Origin of the sequence: Paenibacillus sp. JNUCC32, assembly GCF_014863545.1 — a bacterium.
Lineage (GTDB): Bacteria > Bacillota > Bacilli > Paenibacillales > Paenibacillaceae > Paenibacillus_AQ > Paenibacillus_AQ lautus_A.
The window spans coordinates 4,139,810-4,165,348 of the sequence record NZ_CP062260.1; the positions used below are offsets into that span (position 1 = coordinate 4,139,810).

Here is a 25,539-nt window from a genome sequence, read left to right on the forward strand (position 1 = left end):
CCTGCTCCTTGCGTTACTTTCGTTCATCCATTCTTCCTTACTGGTATTTAGGAAGCCAGTCTCCGTGCGCTTCGATCAAGTCGTCGCACAGGCTCTTGATGTCATCCATGGACAATTCGGCTGCCGTATGCGGATCCAGCATCGCCGCATGATAGATATGCTCCTTCTTGCCGGTTGCCGCGGCTTCCAGCGTCAGCAGCTGGGTGTTGATATTGGTGCGGTTCAGCGCGGCACACTGCGGAGGCAGATCGCCAACATAGGTCGGCGTCACGCCGCTGGCATCGACCAGACACGGAACCTCGACGCAGGCTTCCTTCGGAAGGTTCGTGATCAGTCCCGTATTCATCACATTGCCGCCGATTTTGAACGGTTTATTGGTCTCGATTGCTTCCAAAATGTAGGAGGCATATTCATGGGAACGGTTGTGCTTCAGATCCTGGTTGTTGACCAAATCCTCGCGCATCGCCTTCCAACCCTCGATTTGGTTCACGCAGCGCCGCGGGTATTCATCCAGCGGGATGTTAAAGCGTTCGATCAGCTCCGGATAGTTGCGCTTGATGAAATACGGATGATATTCGGCGTTATGCTCGGACGATTCGGTAATGTAGTAACCGAAGTTCAGCATCATCTCGAGACGGACCATATCATGGTGCTTCTCCTTCTGCTTCTCCGCCGCGCGCTTCTTGATTTCCGGATACAGGTCCACGCCGTCCTTCGTTACCTCAAGCAGCCATGCCATATGGTTGATGCCGGCGATTTTGGCCTGCACGCCTTCCTTGTCTATTCCCAAATTATCGAACAGATGCGGGATGCATGCCTGAACGCTGTGGCACAATCCTACGGTTTGCACGCCGCCCAGCGTGTTCATGGCATTGGTCAGCACTGCCATTGGATTCGTATAGTTGAGGAACAAGGCGTTCGGACAAACCTCCCGCATATCAGCCGCGAAATCCAGCATGACCGGGATGGTGCGGAGGTTGCGGAATATCCCGCCGATTCCCACGGTGTCCGCTATCGTCTGTCTTAGCCCGTATTTCTTCGGAACCTCGAAGTCCGTGATCGTGCACGGGTCATAGCCTCCAACCTGAATCGCGTTAATGACGTATTTTGCTCCGCGAAGCGCTTCCTTGCGATCGCCGTATGATTTTACGACACAGGTGCTGTCGCTGGTTTTCTTTATGTTATTCAGCATGTTCTCCGAGTCTTTCAAACGAACGGGATCAATATCAAACAAAGCAAGTTCAAATCCCTGCAAAGCCGGCGTCTGCATGCAATCACCCAGGACGTTTTTAGCAAATACGGTACTTCCTGCTCCGATGAATGTAATCTTAGACATCAATAAATGCCCTCCTTAAACTTCATAAATTAATACGCTTTCACATGACTAACTATAAGATAATCGGCCTTTTTTGAATATGGAGCAAAACAAGTGCCATATGGACATTTGTCGTGCGATTATGTAATCTAACTCTATCTCATATCCGCTCATCGATCGATTTCGCACACGTTTAAGGAGGAGCCAAAAAGATGTCCATTTTGCCGGACCATACCCTTTACACGATTGGCATGAACCCTTCGCCCGGGGGCCATGACCTGAACATTCTGTTCAGCGGCGAAGGCACGCCCGTACCCCGCCACAAAATCGGGCCCATCATCCATGATTACTGCCTTATTCACACCGTCCTGACAGGCCAAGGCGTGTTCGAATGCGCTGGCACGGTGCATCACTGCCGGGCAGGCGATACCTTCGTGATCCTTCCCGGCGTTCTGTTCAGCTATGAAGCGGACGACCGGAACCCCTGGCACTACAACTGGGTGGCTCTGCAGGAGAAAGGCACCAACCTGCTGCTGGCTGATATGGGCGTTACACCCGTCAGGCCGATTATCCGCTGCACGGAAGAAACCGAACTGAACGCCCTGGCCGAGATGTACCGTCATCTGCGTCTCGGGTTTAACCAATCGGATCACCCTTGGCTGGAGGATCTTCAGGCATCCGGGTGGCTCCGATTGCTTCTCCATAAGCTGGCGATGTTAAACCGCGAGTTTCTTCCGTCGAGCTCCAATGACGTGCCGGATATTGAGCGGGGCGTGAGACAGACGGAGCGCTGGATTTCGACCCAATATCACCAGCAGCTGTCCATAGATCAGATGGCGAAGGCTCTCGGCTATCATCGGGCCCATCTGTCCAAGATGTTCAAACAGCATACGGGCCTTTCGCCCATGCAGTACCTCATGAAGGTACGCATCGAGAAGGCCAAAGCACTCATGAGATCGTCCTTCTCCATCCATGAAATTGCCTCCTCCGTCGGTTTCAACGACGCTCTCTATTTCTCCAAGCAGTTCCGCAAATGGACAGGCATGACCCCCAGCGAATATAAGTACAGCCTGGAAAAAAGCTCGAATAAAACATGATCCTGCAAATGAAAAGAGCTCCCGGCATGAATGCCGGGAGCTCTTCTATAAATAACACAACTGCCTTTTAACTTATGCCTGCGCCTCATACAGCTGGACAATCTCGATAATCGTCTGGACGGCCAGTACCATATTGTCGGCGGACACGTATTCATATCGTCCGTGATAGTTTTCCCCGCCCGTAAAAATGTTCGGTGTCGGCAGGCCCATGTACGACAGTTGGGAACCGTCGGTCCCCCCGCGGATCGGTTCGATGATCGGCTTGATTCCCAGCTTCTCCATCGCGGTCTGCGCGATGTCGACCACTTCTTTGACCGGCTCGATTTTCTCCCGCATATTGTAATATTGGTCTTTCATCTGAAGCACGATCCGCTCGGCTCCATACTTGTCCTGAAGCTCTTCGACGATGGAAGCCAGCTTGGCTTTCCTGCCTTCGAACAGCTCCCGGTCATGGTCGCGGATAATATAACGAAGCTCGGTCACCTCCACATCGCCTTCGATGGAAGTGAGATGAAAGAAGCCTTCATACCCCTCGGTATGTTCAGGCACTTCTTCCGCAGGGAGCATGCCGTTCAGCTCCATGGCGATTTTCGCCGCGTTGACCATTTTTCCCTTGGCCGTTCCGGGATGGACATTCTTGCCTTTGCAAGTCACGAGCGCGGCCGCCGCATTAAAGCTTTCGTATTGCAGCTCTCCCAGCGGCCCCCCGTCCATCGTATACGCGTATTTGGCGCCAAAGGCCTCCACGTCGAATTTATGCGGTCCTCGACCGATCTCTTCGTCGGGCGTGAAGGCCACGCGGATTTTGCCGTGCTTCAGCTCCGGATGCTGGATCAGGTAATTCATCGCCGTCATGATCTCTGCAATGCCCGCTTTATCGTCGGCGCCCAGCAGCGTTGTGCCGTCCGTTGTCACAAGCGTATGTCCTTTGTAACCGCTCAGCTCCGGAAAATCGCGCGGGGAGAGGATCACGTTCTGCGCTTGATTCAAAAAGATGTCTTGTCCGTCATATTGTTCAACGATCCGCGGTTTGACGCCGGCACCCGTAAAATCGGTCGCCGTATCGATATGTGCCAAAAAGCCGATGGTCGGGACGGGTTTATCCGTGTTAGCCGGAAGCGTGGCCATCACATAGCCGTTCTCATCCATGGTGACCTCCTGCATGCCGATGCCCTTCAGCTCGTCCACCAGCAGCCGGCCCAGCGTCAGCTGCCCCGGGGTAGAAGGGCAAGTGTGGCTGTTCTCGTCGGATTGCGTATCCATCTGCGCATAGGTAATGAGTCTGTCGATTACTTCTTTTTTCATAAATTCTCAACTCCAATACGTATGGTATGTAAGGTGCACCTCTCAAATCCATCAAGAGTATACCATATTTGCCAGCGCTCAAAAAAATAACCGCTCCCCGAAAACCAGGGGAACGGTCAGGCTATGGCCAAAATGAAACGTTGATTTATTCAAAAGCCGGCAGCGCGATCTCGGAATAGTTCTCCTCGAAGAATTTCTTCACTTCGGGGCTGGTCATCGCCTGGGCGAGCTTTTGAATCGGCTCGGAATCCACGTTATCCTTGCGGGCCACCAGCGTAATGGTGAAATCAGAGTCGTTGCCCTCGGTTACCAAGGCGTCCTTCTTAGGCGTCAGCCCCAACGGTTTGGCATAGGCAGGCGTCATGGCCACCATATCGACGTCGTCGAGGGTGCGGGCCAGCATCAGCAGATCCACCTCGGTGAACTTGTATTGATGCGGGTTCTCGACGATGTCGGCCTGCGTCGCTTGGATGCCGACGCCTTCCTTCAGCTTGATCAGACCGTTCTTCTCAAACATCACCAGGGATCGGCCGATGTTGGAAGGATCGTTGGGAATCGCTATCGTTGCGCCGTCCGGAAGCTCTTCGATGGTTTTGTATTTTTTGGAGTACGCGCCGAAAACGGCATTATAGATCGGCGTGACCGGAACCAGTTCCGACCCGTTGTTCGCATTGTACTCTTCCATGTACGGTACATGCTGGAAGAAATTCGCATCCACCTCTTTATGGGCAAGCGCATTGTTCGGCTGCACATTATCGGACAGAATCCGGATGTCCAGATTGATGCCCTCTTCCTTCAGCATCGGCTTCACCAGCTCAAGCACTTCAGTCATCGGCGGAATGAGCGTTGCGACCTTCAGTGTCACTTCTTCTTTCGCTTCGGGCGACGCGCTCTCCGGGGCTTCGTCCTTGGCTGGCTGCTGTCCGCAGCCCGCAAGCGCAAGCATGAGGATCAGCAGAAGCAGCGATAATTTCTTATTCATTTTAAGTTACCTCCAGGTAAAAAATAATCTGTGCAAGCATGTTCAAAACCGCAATTATACTTTTCTTTTGTCCAGCAGCCTGGAAGCCAGGTTCCCGCCGAACTGGATCGATTGTACCAGAATGATCATGATGATGATCGTAAACGTCATGATCTCTTCCTCGAATCGCTGGTACCCGTAGCGGATCGCGAAATCCCCGACGCCGCCCCCGCCCACGATCCCCATGACCGTGGAGTACGAAATAAAACTGATCGTGGAGGTTGTCAGTCCGAGCGCAAGACCCGACCTGGCCTCCACATACAGGAACTTGAATATCATCTGGATCGTGGAGGCCCCCATGGAAGAGGCGGCCTCCATCACTTCCTTCGGCACCTCCAGCAGGGATTGCTCAACCAATCTGGAGTAGTAGGCAACTGCTACGACGGATAGCGGCACGGCAGCGGCCACCGTGCCGAGCGATGTACCGACAATCCACCTTGTGACCGGAATCATGGCAACGACAAGCAGCAGAAACGGAAATGACCGTATAACGTTGACCAGAGCATTCAGAATGGAGAACAATAGCCGGTTCTCATACTGCTGTCCTTTTCGGCACAGAAATAGCAGTGTTCCGACCGGAAGACCCAGTATTATAGCGGCAGCAATCGAAATGCCCACCATAATGAACGTCTCGCCGATCGCCCGCCATATTTCATGCTGATACTGAAGGACATAGGCCAAATAATCGTTCACGTATTGAATGATGTCATTCATAGAAGCCCAGTCCCCCCGTTTCTTCAGCACCGTTAGTTGGAGTTCCGGTACCTCGAGGCACCTCTCCATCCTGTTGGCGATTACGGTACGTTCGGGTCAAACGGCCGTCCTCCATCACGGACACATGGTCGCAAATGCCGTTCACCACGTCCATTTCGTGCGAGACGATGACGATCGTAACCCCCAGCGTCCGGTTAATATGTCTTAACACATCCAGAATATCCGCCGTCGTCCGCGGATCCAGGGAAGACGTCGGCTCATCGCACAGCAAGACGGTCGGCGAATTGGCCAAAGCTCTGGCAATCGCTACCCGCTGCTTCTGGCCGCCGCTAAGCTGAGCAGGATATGACTTCGCTTTATCCTCCAGCCCGACAAAGCGCAGGACCTCCTGAACGCGCTCCGCACGGGCAGACTTCGGTACCTTTGCCAGCTCAAGCGGCAGGGACACGTTGCCCCATACCGTCCGGTTGCTGACCAGTTGGAACAGCTGAAAGATCATGCCGATGGACCTTCTTGCCTCCCGAAGCTCCCTGCCGCCAAGGGCGGTCAGCTCCCGTCCATTCACCGAGACTATGCCGGCGTCCGGTCTCTCCAGTACGTTCATGATGCGCAGCAGCGTCGATTTACCGGCTCCGCTGGCGCCGATGATGCCGTGTATGCTGCCCTCTTCAATATCGAGAGAGACGGCATCGATTGCCAGGTAACGGTCCGCGCCGTTGCCATAGCTTTTACTGACCTCTTGCAGCGAGATCATCCTAAAATCCCCCTCCTTGCCACATGAAGAAAGCCCGCGTGGCGATACCGCCTGCGAGCACATGATGCTGCAACAACAATTGAATCATACCATAATTTTAGACAAAATGTGACACCCCTTGCCCACTGCCAGAAAGTGCATGCTCTCAAGATAAATAAAGCTGATGTCCATACATGCCCGTTAAGCGTTCAACCGCCTTATCCAGCAAACCTTCCTCAAAACCCTCAAGGCCTTCGATGGCTTGAATTTTCTCCGCAGCCGGCATCTCCTTCTGAAGATGCAAACTCCAGTTCACGATCGCCTGCACCGCATCTTCATGCTCAAACTGGCCGTAATAGATATGCGCTTTGTACAGATAGCTTTCGGCATGCTCCGGCACCACCTTCAGCACCTCGTCAAATGCAGCCAATGCCGCATCTTCGTCCTGATCCTTGTAATAAATCTGCCCCAGCCTGAAATATGCCCCGGGGTGACCCGGCGAAAGCTCCAGCACTTGCAGCGTATCCTCCTTCGCGCGCGCGTAGTCTCCCATCGAATAATAAATTCCGCTTCGCAGGCTGTACAGGCTTCCCTGCCCCGGGTTCAAGCTGAGCCCCTGAGCGCAGTCCGCCAGTCCCCGCTCGAGCTGGCCGGTCTCCACGAAGCAAACGGCGCGGAATTCATAGAATCGCGGATTGGACGGATGCGCTTGAATCGCCTGGGAATACGCATCGATGGCAAGGTCCCACATGCCCATCTCCTTGTAAATATGACCGCTGGCCGCCAGGTACGTCGGGTGCTCCGAGAAGGCTTCCTCCTGCTTAACCGCTTCCTGCAGCTCCAGCAGCGCTTCCTCGTTGCGTCCTTGAAGATAGAGCACGTAGCTGAGCTTGTTGCGGATCTCGGTCCCGTCCTGGAGCGCGGCCGCTTCCTTCAAAGCCTGCTCCGCAGACGGCAGATCGTTCATCTCCATATAAATATCGGCACGCTGAACATAATTGGGCGCGTCATCATGCTCAAGCTTAAGCAGCTTGTCATTGATTGCCAGCGCCTCCTCCTGGCGACCCAGCCGGTAGTAGCAGTCGGCCATCCAGTAGCAAGCCAGCGGAGAATCCGGCTGTCTCGCATACAGCTTCGAAATCAGCTCGAAGGCTTCCTCTTCCCGGGCATCCTCGCGGTAGATACGGGCCAAATCGAAATAAGCGCGGTAATCGTCCGGTTCCGCCTCGATCGCCCACTCCAAATCGGCTTTGGCCGCAGCTTTGCTGCCGGACCGGTTCAAGACCTCCGCCCTCTTTAAGTAAAGTTCGTACGTATCCGGATACCGTTCAATGGCCTCCGACAGATAGTGCTCGGCCTGCCCCAAATCCCCCAGCTGCACGTACAGATCCGCCATGGGCTTCCGGAAGGAATACGCCTCGCGCGCTTGCCGCTGAAACGTCTGGAAGGCGCCATAGCTGTAGTTGGTGCTTCCCGCGAACAGCGCATATCCGCCATCCGCTTCCGCTTCATACCGGTCAACCAGCTGGATTCCCTCCTGTAGGACGCCCACGGCTTCCTGCACATGATCCATCAGATCCAGCGACACCGACAGCATGTAGTAATACATCGGAATGGCGCGCTCCGGCTTCTGGATGCTTAAACGAAAATAGCGCGCCGCTTCCGCCGGATTCCCGCTCTCGTAATAAGCCATGCCCAGTTCATAGTAGGTCGAAATTACCGTGCTGTCGTCCTCCCGCTTGATGCTTTCCTTCAGATCCCGGATCGCCTCGTCGTACTGGTTCAAATCCTTGTGCGCAATGCCCCGGGTATACCAATTCATATAATTGTCCGCATTCAATCGAATCGCTTCATCCAAATCCTCGATGGCCTCGCGCTCCCGGTTCAGCTCGCGTAGAATATGGGCGCGCCGCTCGTACGCGCGATGGCTGCCGCTCGTTTCGATCACGCGTCCCAGATAAGCCACGGCCTCATCCGAATAGCCGCTGTTGTGCAGCAGTTCCGCATAGTGCAGCTTGTCATTAAAACTTGTAATGGCGCTTTCGCCTTTTCTCATATATTTAAGGGCTTGCTCAAAATCCCGCTTCTTCCTGTAATGGTTCCCGATACGGAACCAGATCCGCTTCATCAACTTCATGGTGGCTCATCCTTTGTATGTAGATGTTATTCTTGGGTTTCTTGGGCTCCTATGATTAGAGCCGGGGCAGCTTTCGCCTTATCTCTATATTATACTTCCTCTATGTCCATTTGCACCCAAATTAAAGAGGAACCTCCTGCAGGCTCCTCTTTCGGTGTGTATCCTATTATATTGTATAAAGATACCAAAAATGTGCAATCCAAAATATTACTTCCGATTATTTAGTGAAATGCTCTTCCATTTTCCGCTAACTGGTTTTTCCGGCATGGTATGCGGCAATGCCTAGCGAAATTCCCCAGACCAGAAAAAGCGCATACCAGAAGTATCCCCACGCCGCCATGGGGCTTGCATCTTGAGCAGCGTGCATCGGGGCCGACTGAACGCGTCCAACCGCTAACAGATACTGCAGGGCGAAATAGATAAATCCCCATAATGACAACAACACCGAACCGGCTGTTGCAGGAACAATTAACATCCATTTCGGCAGTCGTCTCCCCCAAGGCCTGGTGAAAGCTAGCGCGAAGACGGCAGCCAACATAGCGATGGTTCCCATTCCCCAGTAGCCGATCGCATGTGACCAAAAATCATCCGGCGTCTCCTGGAAATCCCCGGGGAAAGCAAACCCGAAGCCAAGCCCCCACCAATAATGGGGAAGGGCATACAGCACAGCAGCAATGCAAGCAACAACCCCCGCTTTTTTCATTCTTGAATCATTCATTTCATCACCTCAAGCTCATCATACCTATCTAAAGAGAGCATTAAGTTGACTCGGAGTTTAAGTTTCGTTTAAGTTTCCGCCCAAACCATAGCTGAGGTGCCGCTAGGAGTGGACTTCACTTCCCATTGCAAGTTCATTTCCTTTGTCTGCTCATATGCGAGCGAACCCACATTCATGAGCACACCCGGTATCCGACCCCCCGGATCGTTTCTATAATTTGAGGAGAGCTTGAATCGATCTCGATCTTCTCCCGTAAATGGCGAATATGCACCATAAGCGATTTGTCGCCATGAATATACGGTTCCCTCCATACGGCCTCGTAGATTTGCTTTTGGGTCAATATTTGATTCAAATGATCGATTAAATACATGAAAATGTGAAATTGCTTGCCCGTAAGAACGATTTCATCCATCGTTTCCGTATTTAATATACGGTTCGTTCTCCGGTCAATATTTAAATGCTTCACCTGGAGGTTATCCGAAGCCATTGAACCAGAACGTCTTAACAGCACTTGAATGCGCGCAGCCAGCTCGTCGGGATGAAACGGCTTGGTCATGTAATCGTCGGCAAAGGATAGCCCTTGCAGTTTATCCTCCATTGACGTTCTGGCAGTCAGCATTAAGATCGGTACATCCGGACGGCGCTGCTTGAACCGCTGTCCGATCGTATAGCCATCCAATCCTGGGATCATGATGTCCAGTATGACCAGGCTGCACGTTTCAAAAGATTCCATAGCATCATGGCCTGAAGTCCTCCAGATCACTTTATAGCCAAGTTCGATTAAAAAATCTTTGGACCAAGCGCCGATCTCCTTATCGTCTTCTATGTATAAAATAGTAAAACTCATCGTCTATGTTTGACTCCTTATGAGGGATATACTGGTAGTTTAGCATATTGGAGTGAAACGAGGGCTCCTATTTGAAGCCCTCTCTTGATGTCAGTATACCTTATGAATCACGTCTTCAAAATCGGGATCTTCCATATCGATATCGTCCAACTCGCCCCAGCGGCCCAGCTCTTTAAAAATATCAAGCGTGTTCATCTCGCGGCGGTTCACCTCAATCGTGACGGTGTTATCCAGAGAACCTGTCACGCGGATCGGGACGGAAAGATTGCCTTCCCCCTGAAACTGTTCTGGGATAACAAAAGGTCCGCGGAAGGTCACGGTGATGACCGTAGGCAGCCCGATCGTCTCGCGCAGGGACTTCACCGTTCCATCATAGGAAAGCTCGCCGTTGTTAATGACCATCACGCGATTGCAGAGCTGTTCGATATCATCCATGTCATGCGTCGTGAGCAGGATGGTCTTGCCGAATTGCTCGTTGACCAGCTTGAGAAAATGGCGGATGTTCCGCTTGGCGTTCACGTCCAGGCCGATCGTCGGCTCATCCAGGAACAGCACGTCCGGATCATGCAGCATCGCGGCCGCGAGGTCGGCGCGCATGCGCTGCCCGAGCGACAGCTTGCGCACAGGCGTTTCCCAGAACGCCCGTAAATCCAGAAGTTCTGCAAACTGTCCGAGTCTGCGCTCCTTGTCCGCCTGATCCACGCTGTACATTTTCGCCAAAATATCGTAGGAATCCTTCACCGGCAAGTCCCACCACAGCTGGCTGCGCTGACCGAATACGACGCCCAGATTGTTCACGACGCTGCGCCGTTCCTTGTGCGGATTCCTGCCTCCGATCGATACGCTGCCCGAGGTCGGGTGGAGAATGCCGGTCAGCATTTTGATCGTTGTGGATTTGCCGGCGCCGTTCGGACCGATGTAACCGACGAATTCCCCCGGCTCCACTTGAAAGCTGATCCCCCTCACGGCTTCCTTCGTCCGGTATTCTCTCGTAAACAGGGTTCGCAGACCGGAGAAGCGCCCCTCCTTCACGACCGGCGTTTTGAACTCCTTGCGTATGTTGCTCACTTCAATCATGGACGCAATCCTCCTTTAGCTCCCTGTACTTTGATATTTCGTCAAACCAAACTGCCAGAACCTCAGGCTTAAACCGAGACATAACAGGGCCGCTCCAGCCAACGCAGGCAGCACCCAGGCTCCGAGCTCGCCCCGCAGTATGTATAGCGACGGGACATAATTGACCAAACCGACCGGGACCACGATCAGCAGGATCGACGACATCCATTTGGGATACAGCGTGAGCGGATACTGGGCCGCCGTCCGGGCTGCGTCCTCCGTCAGGTTCTGAAGCTCGGTGATCCGGGTCGTCCAAAAACCGAAGGTTGCGGTCGCAAGGCCGATCGAGAACAGGATGACGGCACCCGTGACGATAATGTACAGCGATTGCGGCACCGCGCTCCATCCCACCTGACCTGCCGCCATCATGCCATGCAGCGACCACCAGAGCAGAAAACCGCCCTGCAGCACTTCGCCCAGCATGATCCGGAATTTCTGCGGCATGAGCGCCAGCAGCACCGGCATGGGACGGGTCAGCAGCTGGTCAAGCTCCCCGTTGACCAGATATCTCTCAAGATGATGCACTTCATCCCCAAACGTCCGGTAGAGCGTCTTCGACAGCGTCATGACGGCAAACAAATACCCGATTTCATGCATGGACCACCCCTGAATGGCTCCGAACTTGTAGAGGACGATGGCGACCATGAGAAACTCGGAAATTTGGATCAATGCGGCAAGAAACGAAGCCAGGATGAAATTGAATTTGTACTGCATGCGGCTTTTGATGCTCGTACGGATCAGCAGCGCATACAGGGATAGCCAGGATCTCGCGGTCATCCTCCCTGCACCTCCACTTTCCGCCTTAGGAATCCGGTAGCCAGCAGGCTTGCCAGCGTCAGCAGCACGCACCATGACAACGTGCCCCACAGATGGGAAACGTCATCGAAGCCCAAATAGATCCGGGTCGGCACATAGAGCAGATACGGATACGGCGACCACCAGGCAATCGCCTGAAGCCAGCCCGGCAGCCATTCGATGGGAATGAAGAAACCGGCTAGGAGATTGATCATCGCGTGGTTGCCCCAATACAACCAAGACGATTCCGTTGTCCATAATGCCGATGCGCCGATGAGATAGTTGATGCAAATCGATAAGTAGGCGGCGCCTGCGAGCGCAATGGCAACGTAGAGGAAGGTGACTGCTTTTCCAGGCAGCTGCAGCGAGAATGCAAAATAATACACCAGGTAAATCGGGATTGTTTTGTAAACGAATTGGTAGGCGATTTGCCCCCATTCCTTGGCCATCAAATGACTGAACAAATGAACGGGACGCATCAAATCCAGGGAAATATGGCCGGTTCGCACGGCTTGGGGGATGCCGAGGCCATTCGTGACGAAACTGGAAACCCAGAGCGCGGCTTGCGTAAAGGCGATGTAGCCGACCATTCCCTGCGTTCCGTAATCTCCGAGCGCGTAATCGGCGCCGAGACCGAGCCAGATACAGGCATACATGAAGCCGAACATCGCACTGGCGACATTGTGCACCATGTGGGCGCCGCGGTACTGCAAATTGCGGGCATAGGCTTTGGAAGCCAATGTGAAATAAAGCATGAAGCACCTCCGATAAGCATTTTAGATGGCGGACCCATCCACTTCAGACAAGGCGAAAATGAGAGAAGGACAATAGCATACCAGAACGTTCCATTTCAGGCAAGGATTTTTTCGCAAGGGATATCAAGTGAATATCAGGCGGAAGTTCCGGCGTTAAAAAGAAGCCTTCTTCTCCCTAAGCCGGTTGAGAACAAACGTCATGGGCGTGCGAAGACTTCATCGTCATGAAAAGTAACCAACGGGCGGCGGGGCCATCTACTTCTCCCTGTTCTTTGGTCTAAAAAACGGTATGAAGGGAATGCTCGGCTTATGTAGAAGGGAGGCGGCCGGACAGAAAAAAGACGTGATTTGTCAGATCACGTCTTTATGCTTCATCGGCTCCTGAAACTCGCCGAAATAGTCTACCAGGAATGACTGGAACTCCGTTGCGGCCTTGGACAAGTAGCGCCGCTCCAGCCAAGCTATGGTAAAGGTGCGGTAGCAGGAAGGCTTCTCGATGCGCACCATCGCGTACGGGGGCATGTCGTCCCCTTTGCATCCGGGTACAAATGCGGCTCCAAGCCCGGCCGATACGAGGCTGGACAATGCCGCCGGCTCATCGACTTCACATACGACTTCCCGGCTGATCCCGGCCAATCGGCAAAACTCTTCGTTCATTTTACGAAACGGATGGCCTGCCTTGTACTCGATGAAGGCCTCCCCCGCCACCTCCTGAAGGGAAATGCGGGACCGTCCCGCCAATCGATGGCCGTGAGGCACCGCCAGGAACACCTCCGCATGGAGGACCGGAATCTCCCGAATGTGGTCTTCGTCCAGGGCCGCCGCGGTAAAGCACAGATCGATTTCTCCGTTTTCCAGCATCTGCACCATCTCCATCGTGGAGTCGGGCGGAATCTGAATGATGCGAAAATTCACGTCAGGATATCGCGCGCGGAAAGCGCCCAGGGCTTTGGACAGCCGGGGCAATGCCGTCGTTGCTATGCGGATGCTCCCCCGCTCCATGCCTGCCAAATCGGACACTTCCCTCCTGCCTTCCTCTAGGGCCGATAACGCCGTATCGACGCTTTTCAGAAAAGCCTTCCCGAATGAATTGAGCTTAATTTGCCGGCTCTGCCGATCAAACAGAGGCACGCCCAAATCTTCCTCCAAGCGGGCAATCGTCTTGCTGAGCGCAGGCTGGGCAATGCGAAGTTCCTTCGCGGCCTTGGTCATATGCTCCATTCGGGCCACCGTCTGAAAATAATGCAGCTGAAGCAGTTCCATGGGGTTCTTCCTCCTTTATTGATATCCTTGAGTATATGAATGCATGTCATAATATATATTTTTATTTATTAACTATCGATTGTAGAATAAATCGTAACCAAAGGAAAGGGGGAAATCACATGAACGAACATCAACAACCGCAACAGCCGCCGGCTGAAAAATTAATACGCATTCTGGCGTTTACGATGATTCTCTCGTCGATGAGCGCAACCATGTTTAATATCGTGCTTCCGGAAATCAGCCAGGAATTCCGGCTTTCCTTCGCCCAGGTCAGCTGGGTATCGTCGATTTACATGCTCATCTATGCCATAGGCTCCGTCCTGTACGGAAAATTGGCCGACACCTATAAACTCAAAAATCTGGTCACCTTCGGATTGCTTCTCTTCTTTGTCGGTTCCATCACGGGCTTGGCCGCACAGGCCTACTGGATGGTGCTGCTGGGACGGATCCTTCAGGCAGCGGGGGCAGCCGTCATTCCGGCAATCGCCATGATCATTCCGGTCCGTTACTTCCCTGCGGAAAACCGGGGCCGCGCACTCGGCATAACGGCGACCGGGCTCGCTATCGGCAACGCGGTCGGGCCAGTGGTTTCCGCATTGGTCGTTAGCACGTTCCATTGGAGATGGCTCTTTTTCATTCCGCTGCTCATCCTGGTCACCCTCCCTCTCTATCGCAAATATCTGGGCAATGAACAGGGCGAGGGCGCACGGATCGATTGGCTCGGCGGCGGCCTTCTGGCCGGAACGGTCGCGCTGCTGCTTCTGGCGGTGACCCAAGGTGGCTGGATATTCGGTTTAGGCAGCCTGATCCTGTTCCTTGCGTTCCTTCTGCGCATTCGTTCGGCTAAAGCGCCTTTTGTCCAGCCCCGTTTATTCCGCAACCCAAGCTATACGGTCGGACTTGTCCTCGGCATGTTCATCATGAGCGTCGGGTATGCGCTGCCCTTTCTTACTCCGCAGCTGCTGTCGGATTTGAACGGTCTGGCTCCGGGATGGATCGGATTTGTCATGGTGCCCGGTGCCGTCGTCACGGCCATGCTCGGCGGAAGAGGCGGTAAGCTCGCCGATACCAAGGGAACCCGCTATTTATTCTATGCGGCTTCCACCCTGCTGCTGCTGTGCTTTGCCCTGTTGTCCACCTTTGCTGGCGTATCGCCGCTCCTGATTGCACTGTTCCTGATCTTCGGCAACGTCGGTATCATGTTTATGCAAATCTCGCTCTCCAAGACGATTTCCTTATCGCTGCCCAAAGAGCAAACCGGCGTCGGCATGGGACTGTTCTCCCTGCTTAACTTCCTGTCCGGCGCGATTGCCACCGGGGTTTACGGCAAAGCCGTCGACCTTGGCGCCGGCTCCCGCTGGAACCCGCTGAACATGGTACAGGGAGCATCGACCTACAGCAACATCTATATCGTCTTGGTGGCGTTGCAAGCAGGAATCCTTCTGCTGTTTATGCTGCAATTTGGCAGGACTGCACAGCATAAGCTGCAGGTTCAAACCACCGGATCCAAATAAGGAACGGCAGCCAATGCGGGGTCGTTTGATGAAAACATGCCTGCCCATCCGACTATGATCGGGGCTATTCGCATACAGGCTGCGCAGATCTGAATCCGCGCATGCCGACAAAAAAACCACCGGAGCAACGCTTGGCTGTAAGCCGCTCCGGTGGTTTTGATGATGTCCTGATGCCTCTAATTTGTTACATGCGATGACGATGCTATGGATACTTATGGTACCTGCCTATACCTGGTAACCCTTATACGTCCAAACGCGGCTGCGGGCAGAGAAGAACATGCGCTTCTTCCTCTTGGTGCCACTCTAAGGTTACATGGCGGCGCGCTTCAGCTGTCCATGATATAAGTCGCTGTAGAACCCTCCCTGCTTCAGCAGCTCATCATGGGAGCCCTGCTCCAGCAGGCGTCCGTCTTTCAGCACCAGGATGCGGTCGGCGGAGCGGATGGTATTCAGACGATGGGCTATCACGAAGCTCGTCCTGCCTTTCATCAATCGCTGCAGCCCTTCCTGGATCTTGATCTCCGTTACGGTATCGATGCTGCTTGTCGCTTCATCCAGCACCAGCATGGAGTGGTTGGCCAGAATCGCCCTTGCGATCGCAAGCAGCTGCTTCTGCCCTTGGCTGATGCCGCTGCCGTCAGGCTTGAGCATTTTGTCATAACCGTCCTTCATGCGCACGATGAACGAGTGGGCGTTAGCCAATTTTGCGGCTTCCTCCACTTCTTCGTCGGTCGCATCCAGCCGGCCGAAACGGATATTCTCACGGATGGTGCCCTGAAACAGGAACGAATCCTGAAGCACGAAAGCCATCTGCGAACGCAGGCTTTCCCTGCGGACCGAAGAAATGTCCCGGCCGTCCAGGGTAATGCTTCCGCTGTCCGGATCGTAGAACCTGGAGAGAAGCTGGATCAAGGTGGTTTTTCCCGCACCGGTCGGACCGACCAGCGCAATCATCTCGCCGGGCTTTGCTTCAAAGCTGATGCCTTCCAGGGTGTCCCCGTCTTTATCGTAAGAGAACGAGACTTTGTCGAACTTGACCGCCCCCTCTACGCTCTTCAGCGTGACGGCCGCTCCTTCATCCTTCGCTTCCACCTCTTCGTCCAGCACTTCGAATACGCGTTCCGCACCTGCAATGGCGGAGAGCAGCGTATTCCATTGGTTCGCCAGATCGTTCAGCGGTCTCGTAAACTGCCGCGCGTAACTTTCGAATATAATGATGACGCCGATCGTAATATGGCCCTGAATCGCCAGAATGCCGCCAATGCCTGCTACGATCGCAAAGCTCAAATTGTTGAGCCCGTTCATCAGCTTCGGAATGAAGCCCGATATGCTCTGCGCCCAGAAGCCCGATAGACGAATCCGTTGATTGCGCTCATCGAATTCGCGGACCACCCGTTCCTCCTGGGAAAAAGCCTTGATGATTCGCTGCCCGGACAGCGTTTCTTCAATGTAACCGTTCAGATCCCCCAGATTGCGCTGACGCTCTTTAAACAGCGGGCCGGTTCGGCGGGTAATCCAGCGCATCCCCATCATCATCAGGGGCACGACCAGGAACGTCAGCAGCGTAAGCAGCGGGCTAAGCCATAACATGACGGTTAACGTGCCGATTAAGGTCAGCACGCTCGAGAAGATTTGAATGGCCGAGCTGTTGAGCGTCGAGCTCACGTTCTCGATGTCATTCGTCAGACGGCTCATGATTTCGCCCTGCTGGCGCTTGCCGTAGAACGGAATCGGCAGCCGGTGCAGATGCGTGAACAGATCCATCCGCATCCGGTACACGGTCTCTTGGGCGATGCCGATCATCCAGACGTTGTGCAGCCAGGTGGTTAAGGCCTGGAGGACATATACGACGGCCAGGCCAACCAGAAAGTACAGCCAGGCGGAATCGATGGAGCTGTCGGGATTTCTTACATCATCCAGAAATTTGTCCACCCCGACGCCGAGCAGATAGGGACCCAGCAGCGCCAGGCCCGAGCTGAACATCACCATCAGCAGCACGAGCGCGAGTTTCCCTTTGCGCCGGGCAAGATAGGTCCATATCCTGGAGAGGGTGCCCGACCAGTTTTTGGCCTTGGCTTTCGGCTTGCCGCCACGGCTGCCGCCATCCTTGTTCTTGTCAAGATCCAGCTTCGGTTTCGGGTGACGAAACGGTTCAGTGAATGCCTTGAGCATGATGCTGCGCCTCCTCTCCATACTGGGATTCATAGATGCGTCGATACAGAGCGGAGCTTTTCATCAAAGCGTCATGATTCCCTTTTCCGATCAAACGCCCGTCATCCAGCAGCAAAATCAAATCCGCCGAAGTGGTCGAGCTGATCTTCTGCGTAATCAAAAACGTCGTGCAGGATAAATCCTTGAGGGCATCCAGCAGGGCGCCTTCCGTTCGGACGTCAAGAGCGCTGGTGCTGTCGTCCAGAATGAGGATGGCGGGCTTTCGCACGAGCGCCCGCGCAATCGACAGGCGCTGCTTCTGTCCGCCGGACAAATTGACCCCGCGCTGGCCCAGCATCGTGTCATACCCGTTAGGCAGATGCTCAATGGTCTCATGAATCTGAGCTCGGCGAGCCGCCTCCTGAATTTCTTCCATCGTTGCATCCTCGCGTCCCCAAGCAATATTCTCCCGCACCGTCCCGGAGAAGAGCAGCACTTCCTGCGGCACATAGCCGATGCTGCTGCGCAGGTTCACCTCATCGATCGACGCGGCGTCCACGCCGTCTACGAGCACGGTCCCCTTCTCTTCCTCGTAAAGCCGCGGAATCAGCTGGACCAGCGAGGATTTGCCGGAACCCGTGGCTCCCATGATGGCGATGCGCTCGCCGGGCTTCGCTTCAAAGGAAATATCCGTCAGGACGTCGATGTCGCTGCCCGGATAACTGAAGCTCACTTGCTCGAATTTGACGCCCCCCTGAATATCCACTTTTCCGGCTTGGTCCTTGTTTGCGCCTGCCGCCGTATCCTCCGTGCCCAGCACCTCCTGCGCACGCTGGGCGGAAGCCCGTCCGCGGGAAAAGGCAACGACGACCCAAGACAGGGCTGACATGGCGCCGATGCAGCGCAGGGAATAGTTGACGACGGCGACCACCTCGCCGACGCTGGCACTGCCGGACGCAATATCTTTGCGGCCGAACCACAGGACCGCCATGATCCCGGCGTTCATGACGAGGAGAATAAACGGCATCGTGGTCTCCGTTAATCGCAAGGTCGAGACGGTGGTGCTCATCAGCTTGCCGGAGGTACGGGCAAAGCGCTCAATTTCATGGCCCATGCGCACGAATACGCGGATCAATCGAATCCCGGTCAGATTCTCCTGGATGACGCCGTTCACCGCATCCAGCCGCTGCTGGACGCTGCGGAACGCATCGGCAGCCCGCTTCATGATCCAAGCGATGAAAATAAACAATACGGGCACGGTCAGCACAAGCAGCAAGCCCAGCTTCACATTCACGACCAGTGCCATGATAATGCTGCCGAGCACCACCAGCGGAACGCGCGTCATGAACCGCAAGCCCATGAACACCGTGTCCTGAATCTGGGTGACGTCACCCGTAAGCCTGGTAATCAACGATGAAGTGGCGAACCGGTTAAATATCGAATAAGAGAAAGACTGCACCTTGTCATACAATTGATCGCGAAGATCATAACCGAGCCCCTGACTCGTATGCGCCGCAAAAAAAGAGCTGGATATCCCGGCGATGAAGGCTATAATAGCGCTTCCAGTCAAAACGGCTCCCCACATCCATACGACGGACATGTCCTGCTTCTGTATGCCGTCGTCGATGATTTTGGAGATAAGCAGCGGCTGAATCAGCTCGACGGTGAGCTCGATCAGCATCATGGCAAGTGCCGCAATCGCTGCAACGCGGTACTTTTTCAAGATCGAGAAGACAATTCCCATATGCATTCCTCCGAGTGTCGAAGACCCTTATCCTATTTCTTACATCATTTACCCACAGGTCTTCATGTAGTAGCAATATTAGTTCGTACAATGGCTGGATATGTCTATTATAATATATTTTCTCCTAGATCTTGCCGGCGGATGAAAATTATCGCCGGAAATCGCATTCCAATACCTCTTCACGCATGGCGGCAACATAAAAACCAGGATGAACAGGCAGCGAAAAAGAGAGCCCGTTCACAAGGATCGTCTCCCGCGAAAATGGCTCTCATGCCTTAACTATATGTTATTCCACGGACTTCAGCGCTTCGATCATGTCGATCCGCTTCAGCTTGTAATGCATGGAAGCCATGACGATGGCCGAGAACAGCAGCGTCAGCAGCGCCGCGTAGCCATAACTGATTTCATGGATGGTGGGACTGAACATCATCGCATCCACTTCTGCGGTCAGTAGCACGAAGCGGTGCAGGAATATGCCTGCCAGATTGCCCGCTATGATCCCGAGCACGGTCAGGATCATGTTTTCGCGATAAATGTACATGGTTACTTCCTTGTCGTAGAAGCCAAGCACCTTAATTGTCGACAGCTCGCGTATCCGTTCGGATACGTTGATATTCGTCAGATTGTACAGCACGACAAACGCGAGGGCCGCAGCGGACACAATGAGGACGACCACCACGACGTTCATGCTGTCCATCGTATCGCTGAAGGCGTCGCTCACGCCGCTCGTGAAACTCACCATGGCGACCCGTTCGCTTGCGGTTAGCGATTCCCCGAGCCGATCCTCCCACCCCGGATCCTTACGGTCATAAGTCAATAGCTGGCTGTTCGCTTCGGGCGCTGCGTCAAAAATGTCTTCGTAGTATTTCGGCGTCATGTACACGTAGTGCAAGGCATAGTTCTCCGTAATCCCCGCCACGCGCATTTCAAAAGGTTCATTATCGCTGTTCTGAACCGTGAATGTGCTGCCAATGCCGAGATCGAACAGCTTGGCCAGCTTCTCGGTAATGATCGCGCCGTCATCCGTCAGCGACAGCGTCTGCTCCTGTTCGCGGGGCTTCAGCACGATAAACGAATCGATCTTCTCCGGCGATTGCGGCACGAACAAATTCACATCCTGGCCGTTCACGCCGGGGGCCGCCGCGGTCATCGCCTCCTGGGTCACGTTCAGGATTCCCGTAATCTCCGGAACTCCCGCTAGGCGCTTGTTATAGTCCTCCAGCCCGCCGCTCTCGCCGTTATCTTCTTGGAATACCACGGTCGCCTGGTGCTGCATGATTTTGCCGTATTGCATCGGCGCGATATCCCCGATGGAGTCCTTAAGACCGAAACCGGTCAGAATGAGGGCCGTGCACCCGGCCACGCCGCAGACCGTCATGAACATCCGCTGCTTGTAGCGGAAGAGATTTCGCGCGGTTACTTTTCCAATAAAGCCGAGCCGGTTCCACACCCATGGCACTCGCTCCAGCCATATGCGGGACCCGTTTTTGGGCGCCCTTGGACGCATCAGGACCGAGGCGTTGCTTCGAAGCTCCACCCGCACGGCCACATAAGCCGTCATGGTGGTACAGAGCACAGCCACGACAACCGAGACGATGCTATAGCTGAGATAGAAGCTGGTTCTTACATCGGGCAGATTATACAAAGCGCCGTAAGCATCATAGATGATGGCGGGAAACAGGGTAAAGCCGACGGCCAGTCCGGCAGCCGATGCGGCAACGCTCGCCAGCGTCGAATAGACCAGAAACTTTTTCACCACGTCCCGGTTGCTGTAACCGAGGGCTTTCAGGGTTCCGATCTGCAGCCGCTGCTCCTCAACCATCCGGGTCATCGTCGTCAGACTGACGAGGGCCGCGATCAGGAAAAAGAAAACCGGGAACGCGGTCGCAATGGAAGATAAGCGGTCCGCGTTATCGCTGTACTCGGTATATCCCGGGTTGACGCTGCGGTCCATGACATAGACCTTGGGAAGCTCAAGCTGATCCAGCTCCTTCCGGCCCTCGGCCACTTCCTTCTCGCCGTCGGCGATCTCCCGCATAGCCTTTGCTTTTTCCTCTTTGAATTTCTCCTGACCTTCCCGGTAGTCCGCCTGTCCTTGGGCAAGCTCCGCTTTCGCATTCGCGAGCTTGGCTTCCCCCTCCCGTCTGGCGGCTGCAAGCTCTTCGGTTCCTTGCTTCAACGAAGCCTCGCCCTGCGCGAGCTGACGCTCGGCTTCCCGAAGCTTAGCCTGCCCGTCCTTCAGCTCTGCTTCGCTTGCATCCAGCTTCTGCTCAGCCTGATCCAGCTGCAGCGAAGCCTCGCCCAGGCCACGCTGGAACGCGGAAGCCGCCTGTCGCAAAGCAGCGCCGTCCAATGCGCCGTCCATGAAGCCGCCGACGGCGACCGCTAGTTTCGGATCGGCTGACTGAGCTGCCGAGAGCAGCTCTTGCCTCTGCTCGTCAGGAATGACCTCCGGGTCCAAGCCGGAGATTTGCTGCAGCGCCTTCGCCAATTGCTGTCCTTGTGCCAGCTTCGGCGCAAGCTCCGCCTTTTGCTGATCCAATTGGCTCTGACCCGTCTTGAGCTGATTCCGGCCCTGTTCCAGCTTCTGCTGATTGCGTTTCAGTTCCGCTCTGCCTTGCGAAAGTTCTTTTTCCGCCGCATCGAGTTTAGCCTGCCCTTGCCCCAGCTCGGCCTGAAGCTTGTTCACCCCATCGCGGTACGCTTGCTCGCCTTCATTCAGCTTGAGCCTGGCATCCGTTAACACCTGCTCCGCATCGGCAAGCTGCCTCTTGGCATCCTCGATCTTGCCCATCGCCTCGTCCAGCTTCTTCTGCCCTTCTGCACGGATTTCCGCCAGCCGCTCCTGCGGCATGGCCTCCAGCGCCAGTTCAACCGCTTCTTTGTGCCGGCTGATTTTATCGTCATACTCGGCTGTATAAGGAGCAGGTTCCGCCGTGTCTTGAAAGGTCATATAGACTTCCGTATAAACAGGCAGTTTAAAATCCTTCTCCGGAATAACGGCAAATACATCCGCCGTCCCTTTGCCGATACCGCTCGTTCCCCGGCTCATGCTGCTTATGAACAGCGGGCTTTTCGCTCTTCCCACGACCGTGTACGTCAGATGATCAAACGTTTCCCCCAAATCCACTTCCTGATCCGGATTGGTAAAGGTGACCTGATCCCCCAGTTTAAATTCGTTTCCTCTTTCTCCTGCATCGATGACGATTTCGCCTGCTGCCTCTGGCATTCGCCCCTCTGTAAGCACATATTGATTCAGATTATTTCCTGGGTCATAGGAGAGCACCTTCGCGATCCGCCCGCTGTCGCCGAGAAATACGTCCGCGCCGTAGCCCGGTTGAACCGCATCCACGCCGGCAACCCGTTTCAGCTTTTCAATATCGCTTGGTTCGAGACCCAAGGTCGATTGAACCTTAAGGTCCATCAGTTTTAAATCCTTATAGTAGTGATCCGCCGTATCCAGCATATCCGGCCCGGTGGCCTTGATCCCCGCGAAAAAGCCAACGCCGAGCATAATAATCGCAAAAATGGACAGAAACCGTGCCTTTGTACGCGATATTTCCCGGAAAATATCAGTCCATAACGCTTTCTTCTTCATCATCGATGTCTCCCTACCACTCAATGCTGTCTACGGAAACGGGATTCGGATTTACCACCGTCTTCCGAACCTTGGCATTATTGATCTCAATGATGCGATCGGCCATCGGTGCCAGGGCAGAATTATGCGTAATGACGATAACGGTCGTTCCGGTGAGGATGCAGGTATCCTGGAGCAGCTTGAGTACCTGCTTCCCGGTATGGTAATCAAGCGCACCCGTGGGTTCATCGCAGAGAAGCAGCTTCGGCTGCTTGGCAAGCGCCCTGGCAATCGCCACCCGCTGCTGTTCGCCGCCGGACAGCTGTGCCGGAAAATTGTTCAGGCGCTGCTCCAGGCCGACATCCCGCAGCACTTGTTCGGCATCCAGAGCTCGGGGCGAAATCTGCGAGGCTAATTCCACGTTTTCTTTTGTCGTCAGATTGGGAACCAGGTTGTAAAATTGGAACACAAATCCGACGTCATTGCGCCGATATCCCGTCAGCTCCTTGCTGTTAAACTTGGCTATGTCCGTTCCATCCACCAGCACTTGCCCCTCATCGGCGGTGTCCATGCCGCCCAATATGTTCAGCACCGTGGATTTTCCTGCGCCGCTGGGACCGACGATAATCGCGAACTCGCCCTTTTCGATCTCCAGGTTGATTCCGTCGTTGGCTACAATGGTGGTCTCGCCCATCCGATAGCGCTTATATCCATCCTTAATGCTCACAAAAGCCATGTTACTCCACTCCCAACTCATCGTTGCCTTATCGGCCTGGAACGTTATGTAGAAAATTAGGTAACCCAAGCGGTCTATAAGCGCGTCAGCTGCAGATGGTCAATGTCTATACGGATACGTACTGCGGCGTCTGCCTAAACCTGTGCAGCGGACTATTCTATTTGCGTGTTCTTCGTTGTTAGATTCACTTGTTTGGCTTGTCCTGATCCGTGAATCCATCCTTAAAACCAGTGTAGCATAAACAAATCCGCCAATGAAAACGCTGAACCGCCCCAGACGGCTAAGTCACAGAATGTTCCAAATTCGGCATGCACGAACGGCACAAAAAACGCTCCTTCACCCGGAAGAAGCGCTTATAATAAAGCCATGATAAACATCCTATGATTTCCAGAAGATCGTCCGGTCCTCCGCACGAAGCTTCGTTACGAAACCGGAAGGGTCCTGAGCCGTGTACTCGATCGAATCCACGATCCATCTGCCCCCAGCGTGCTTGTATTGAATCGTGGCCAATCCGGTATCCCGGAGACGATGCTCGCTGGTTCCCGTCTCATGGCTCGCGTCGGTCATGAGCTTAAAATAGGGATCGATCCGTTTGACTTCTTGAGCAAGGGCTTCTCCTGGAACCAAAACATCAAACTCGCTCCGCTCCGGGAGGCGGCTAAGCCGCCATTGATCCGTGAGATGTCCACCTCGGGGATAAAAGAACGAAACCAGCTTGCTGCCATCCGCCATTTCGTGAATTTCATACGTATAGTCCCGTTCTTTTCTTACGATATCCGGTTTGCCGTATTGGCTTTCTACTGTATATGAATCCGGGGCATACGACATTAGCAATCGATATAAAAAAGGAATGTTGATCTCGTTCTGAAGCGTAATATCCTCATCGGCTTTTCCGGCACAAAGCAGCAGGAGGACTAACAATGCCGCGATTGCACCCAAGCGCAATCCTGCTGCCCGAGCTTTAAACACGCTGTCCGTCCTCATATCCATCGATATGTCCCGTCAACGCCGCTTCGGGGATATCTTGGCCCCGGATCCACTCCCTGAACGAAAAATCAAGCACGCCGCCCTGAGCAAGCGAGGTCATGACCCTTCCATCTTCGAAGGCGTACGAAAAGGTATGCAGCGTTCCGAACAAATCGTCGTAATCCGTAAAAAACAACGGGGACTTTGGATCCTTAAACAAACCGAAAGCCTCGGTTTGGGTTAACCGTTCCGCATCCAGGCTGTCGAGGTAACGTTTACGCCGCAGGGAATGCTCGATGGCAGGCCTGTTTTTGCCCGTCAACGCCTCATAATGGTTAACGCAGGCAATTGCCGCCTCCCCGCCAGCACGGGGAATCACTTGGTCCGGGCTTGCCTCGACAACGGCCATGTTGCCCCGTGCATCTCCTATTGAAAAGTTATAACAAGCCGCATGGGGAATATGGCGCAGCATATAAGACGCTTCTTCTGCCGTACTGCACGATTCCAGTATCATCCGAACGCCGACCCAAGGCGACAGTCCCGCCTCGTATCCGTCAAAGCTGACAAAATGCAGCCCGGCGGCAAGCCCTTGCTCATTCACCCCGTCATGCCTGCCTATGGCCTGCAAATTATAGCCCGCGGTTGCCAGGCCTTGATCGGCTTGAGCCACAGTAAAATAACCATCGTAAAACGCAGGCGTAAAATCGTAATTTCTTACGTAATACGAGGCCGTGATCATCGCCGAGCAGCCCATGGCCGCGATTTTCGGGACGTCGTATCCGCCCAAAAGCGCCGCGGCTTTGGGAAAGGACATTTCCAAACCTTCCGCCAGTCCTTCAAGCTCCGTTAGCAGCTGCGGGGCAAACTCGTTATAGATGCTCTTCAACTGTTCCGTGTCGATCTCCGGTTTGGTGGCCGCTTCGAAAGCTTTCAATATGGGCTGATTTCGCAGGCTGCGGCCCAGCTTAAGCCCGTTATGATAGTTATCTTCTCTAAGCTGCAAGATGTTTACCTTGTAATCCGGCATTTTGATCC

20 protein-coding genes are annotated in these 25,539 nt (G+C 54.2%); 2 read left to right on the forward strand and 18 right to left on the reverse strand.

Going from position 1 to position 25,539, the window contains the following annotated elements; translation table 11 throughout:
- Positions 1-37: 37 nt before the first annotated feature.
- Positions 38-1,336 carry an alpha-glucosidase/alpha-galactosidase gene (locus tag JNUCC32_RS18650; protein ID WP_192569424.1) on the reverse strand — a complete coding sequence of 433 codons (1,299 nt, stop codon included), beginning with the start codon at positions 1,334-1,336 and terminating at the stop codon, positions 38-40.
- 191 nt (positions 1,337-1,527) lie between these two features.
- On the opposite strand from JNUCC32_RS18650, the gene JNUCC32_RS18655 reads away from it, so the two are divergent.
- Positions 1,528-2,412: a helix-turn-helix transcriptional regulator gene (locus tag JNUCC32_RS18655; RefSeq protein WP_192569425.1), complete on the forward strand. Its 885-nt coding sequence runs from the start codon at positions 1,528-1,530 to the stop codon at positions 2,410-2,412.
- Between the two features lie 72 nt (positions 2,413-2,484).
- Here the strand turns inward: JNUCC32_RS18655 and pepT are convergent, their stop codons facing one another.
- The 11 genes from pepT to JNUCC32_RS18710 form a co-directional block, all read right to left on the reverse strand.
- Positions 2,485-3,717, reverse strand: coding sequence for a peptidase T (pepT, locus tag JNUCC32_RS18660; protein WP_192569426.1), 1,233 nt, complete (start codon positions 3,715-3,717; stop codon positions 2,485-2,487).
- 145 nt (positions 3,718-3,862) lie between these two features.
- Complete coding sequence (locus JNUCC32_RS18665) at positions 3,863-4,699, reverse strand: MetQ/NlpA family ABC transporter substrate-binding protein (protein WP_192569427.1); 837 nt, start codon at positions 4,697-4,699, stop codon at positions 3,863-3,865.
- Between the two features lie 54 nt (positions 4,700-4,753).
- A complete protein-coding gene (locus tag JNUCC32_RS18670) occupies positions 4,754-5,452 on the reverse strand; it encodes a methionine ABC transporter permease (protein ID WP_015733860.1) in 699 nt (232 codons plus the stop codon).
- The gene (locus tag JNUCC32_RS18675; RefSeq protein ID WP_096775265.1) at positions 5,445-6,206 is read right to left on the reverse strand and encodes a methionine ABC transporter ATP-binding protein; all 762 of its coding nucleotides are present in this window, start codon (positions 6,204-6,206) and stop codon (positions 5,445-5,447) included. Before JNUCC32_RS18675 ends, JNUCC32_RS18670 begins: the two co-directional genes overlap by 8 nt.
- A gap of 145 nt (positions 6,207-6,351) precedes the next feature.
- Positions 6,352-8,322, reverse strand: coding sequence for a tetratricopeptide repeat protein (locus JNUCC32_RS18680; protein WP_192569428.1), 1,971 nt, complete (start codon positions 8,320-8,322; stop codon positions 6,352-6,354).
- 247 nt (positions 8,323-8,569) lie between these two features.
- The gene (locus tag JNUCC32_RS18685; protein WP_192569429.1) at positions 8,570-9,040 is read right to left on the reverse strand and encodes a DUF3995 domain-containing protein; all 471 of its coding nucleotides are present in this window, start codon (positions 9,038-9,040) and stop codon (positions 8,570-8,572) included.
- Between the two features lie 172 nt (positions 9,041-9,212).
- Positions 9,213-9,887 (reverse strand): response regulator transcription factor, encoded by a 675-nt coding sequence (locus JNUCC32_RS18690; protein ID WP_192569430.1) that lies wholly within the window; start codon positions 9,885-9,887, stop codon positions 9,213-9,215.
- A gap of 90 nt (positions 9,888-9,977) precedes the next feature.
- Positions 9,978-10,964: an ABC transporter ATP-binding protein gene (locus tag JNUCC32_RS18695; protein ID WP_192569431.1), complete on the reverse strand. Its 987-nt coding sequence runs from the start codon at positions 10,962-10,964 to the stop codon at positions 9,978-9,980.
- 15 nt (positions 10,965-10,979) lie between these two features.
- Entirely contained in the window at positions 10,980-11,780 is an 801-nt protein-coding gene (locus tag JNUCC32_RS18700; RefSeq protein ID WP_192569432.1) for an ABC transporter permease, read from the reverse strand.
- Entirely contained in the window at positions 11,777-12,553 is a 777-nt protein-coding gene (locus JNUCC32_RS18705) for an ABC transporter permease (protein WP_192569433.1), read from the reverse strand. Before JNUCC32_RS18705 ends, JNUCC32_RS18700 begins: the two co-directional genes overlap by 4 nt.
- A gap of 351 nt (positions 12,554-12,904) precedes the next feature.
- Positions 12,905-13,816 carry a LysR family transcriptional regulator gene (locus JNUCC32_RS18710; protein WP_192569434.1) on the reverse strand — a complete coding sequence of 304 codons (912 nt, stop codon included), beginning with the start codon at positions 13,814-13,816 and terminating at the stop codon, positions 12,905-12,907.
- Positions 13,817-13,935: 119 nt separating this feature from the next.
- On the opposite strand from JNUCC32_RS18710, the gene JNUCC32_RS18715 reads away from it, so the two are divergent.
- Positions 13,936-15,330 carry an MFS transporter gene (locus JNUCC32_RS18715; RefSeq protein ID WP_192569435.1) on the forward strand — a complete coding sequence of 465 codons (1,395 nt, stop codon included), beginning with the start codon at positions 13,936-13,938 and terminating at the stop codon, positions 15,328-15,330.
- 309 nt (positions 15,331-15,639) lie between these two features.
- On the opposite strand, the gene JNUCC32_RS18720 is transcribed toward JNUCC32_RS18715, so the two are convergent.
- From JNUCC32_RS18720 to JNUCC32_RS18745, 6 genes are all read right to left on the reverse strand, one after another.
- Positions 15,640-17,502, reverse strand: a complete 1,863-nt coding sequence (locus JNUCC32_RS18720; protein WP_192569436.1) for an ABC transporter ATP-binding protein — start codon at positions 17,500-17,502, stop codon at positions 15,640-15,642.
- Positions 17,483-19,225, reverse strand: a complete 1,743-nt coding sequence (locus tag JNUCC32_RS18725) for an ABC transporter ATP-binding protein (RefSeq protein WP_192569437.1) — start codon at positions 19,223-19,225, stop codon at positions 17,483-17,485. Before JNUCC32_RS18725 ends, JNUCC32_RS18720 begins: the two co-directional genes overlap by 20 nt.
- A gap of 286 nt (positions 19,226-19,511) precedes the next feature.
- Positions 19,512-22,826, reverse strand: coding sequence for an ABC transporter permease (locus tag JNUCC32_RS18730; protein WP_192569438.1), 3,315 nt, complete (start codon positions 22,824-22,826; stop codon positions 19,512-19,514).
- A gap of 10 nt (positions 22,827-22,836) precedes the next feature.
- The gene (locus JNUCC32_RS18735; protein ID WP_192569439.1) at positions 22,837-23,538 is read right to left on the reverse strand and encodes an ABC transporter ATP-binding protein; all 702 of its coding nucleotides are present in this window, start codon (positions 23,536-23,538) and stop codon (positions 22,837-22,839) included.
- A 378-nt stretch (positions 23,539-23,916) separates the two neighbouring features.
- Positions 23,917-24,507 (reverse strand): hypothetical protein, encoded by a 591-nt coding sequence (locus JNUCC32_RS18740; RefSeq protein WP_228468783.1) that lies wholly within the window; start codon positions 24,505-24,507, stop codon positions 23,917-23,919.
- Positions 24,500-25,531, reverse strand: coding sequence for a C45 family autoproteolytic acyltransferase/hydrolase (locus JNUCC32_RS18745; protein ID WP_192572695.1), 1,032 nt, complete (start codon positions 25,529-25,531; stop codon positions 24,500-24,502). The genes JNUCC32_RS18740 and JNUCC32_RS18745 overlap by 8 nt, the downstream gene beginning before the upstream one ends.
- Between the last annotated feature and the right edge of the window lie 8 nt (positions 25,532-25,539).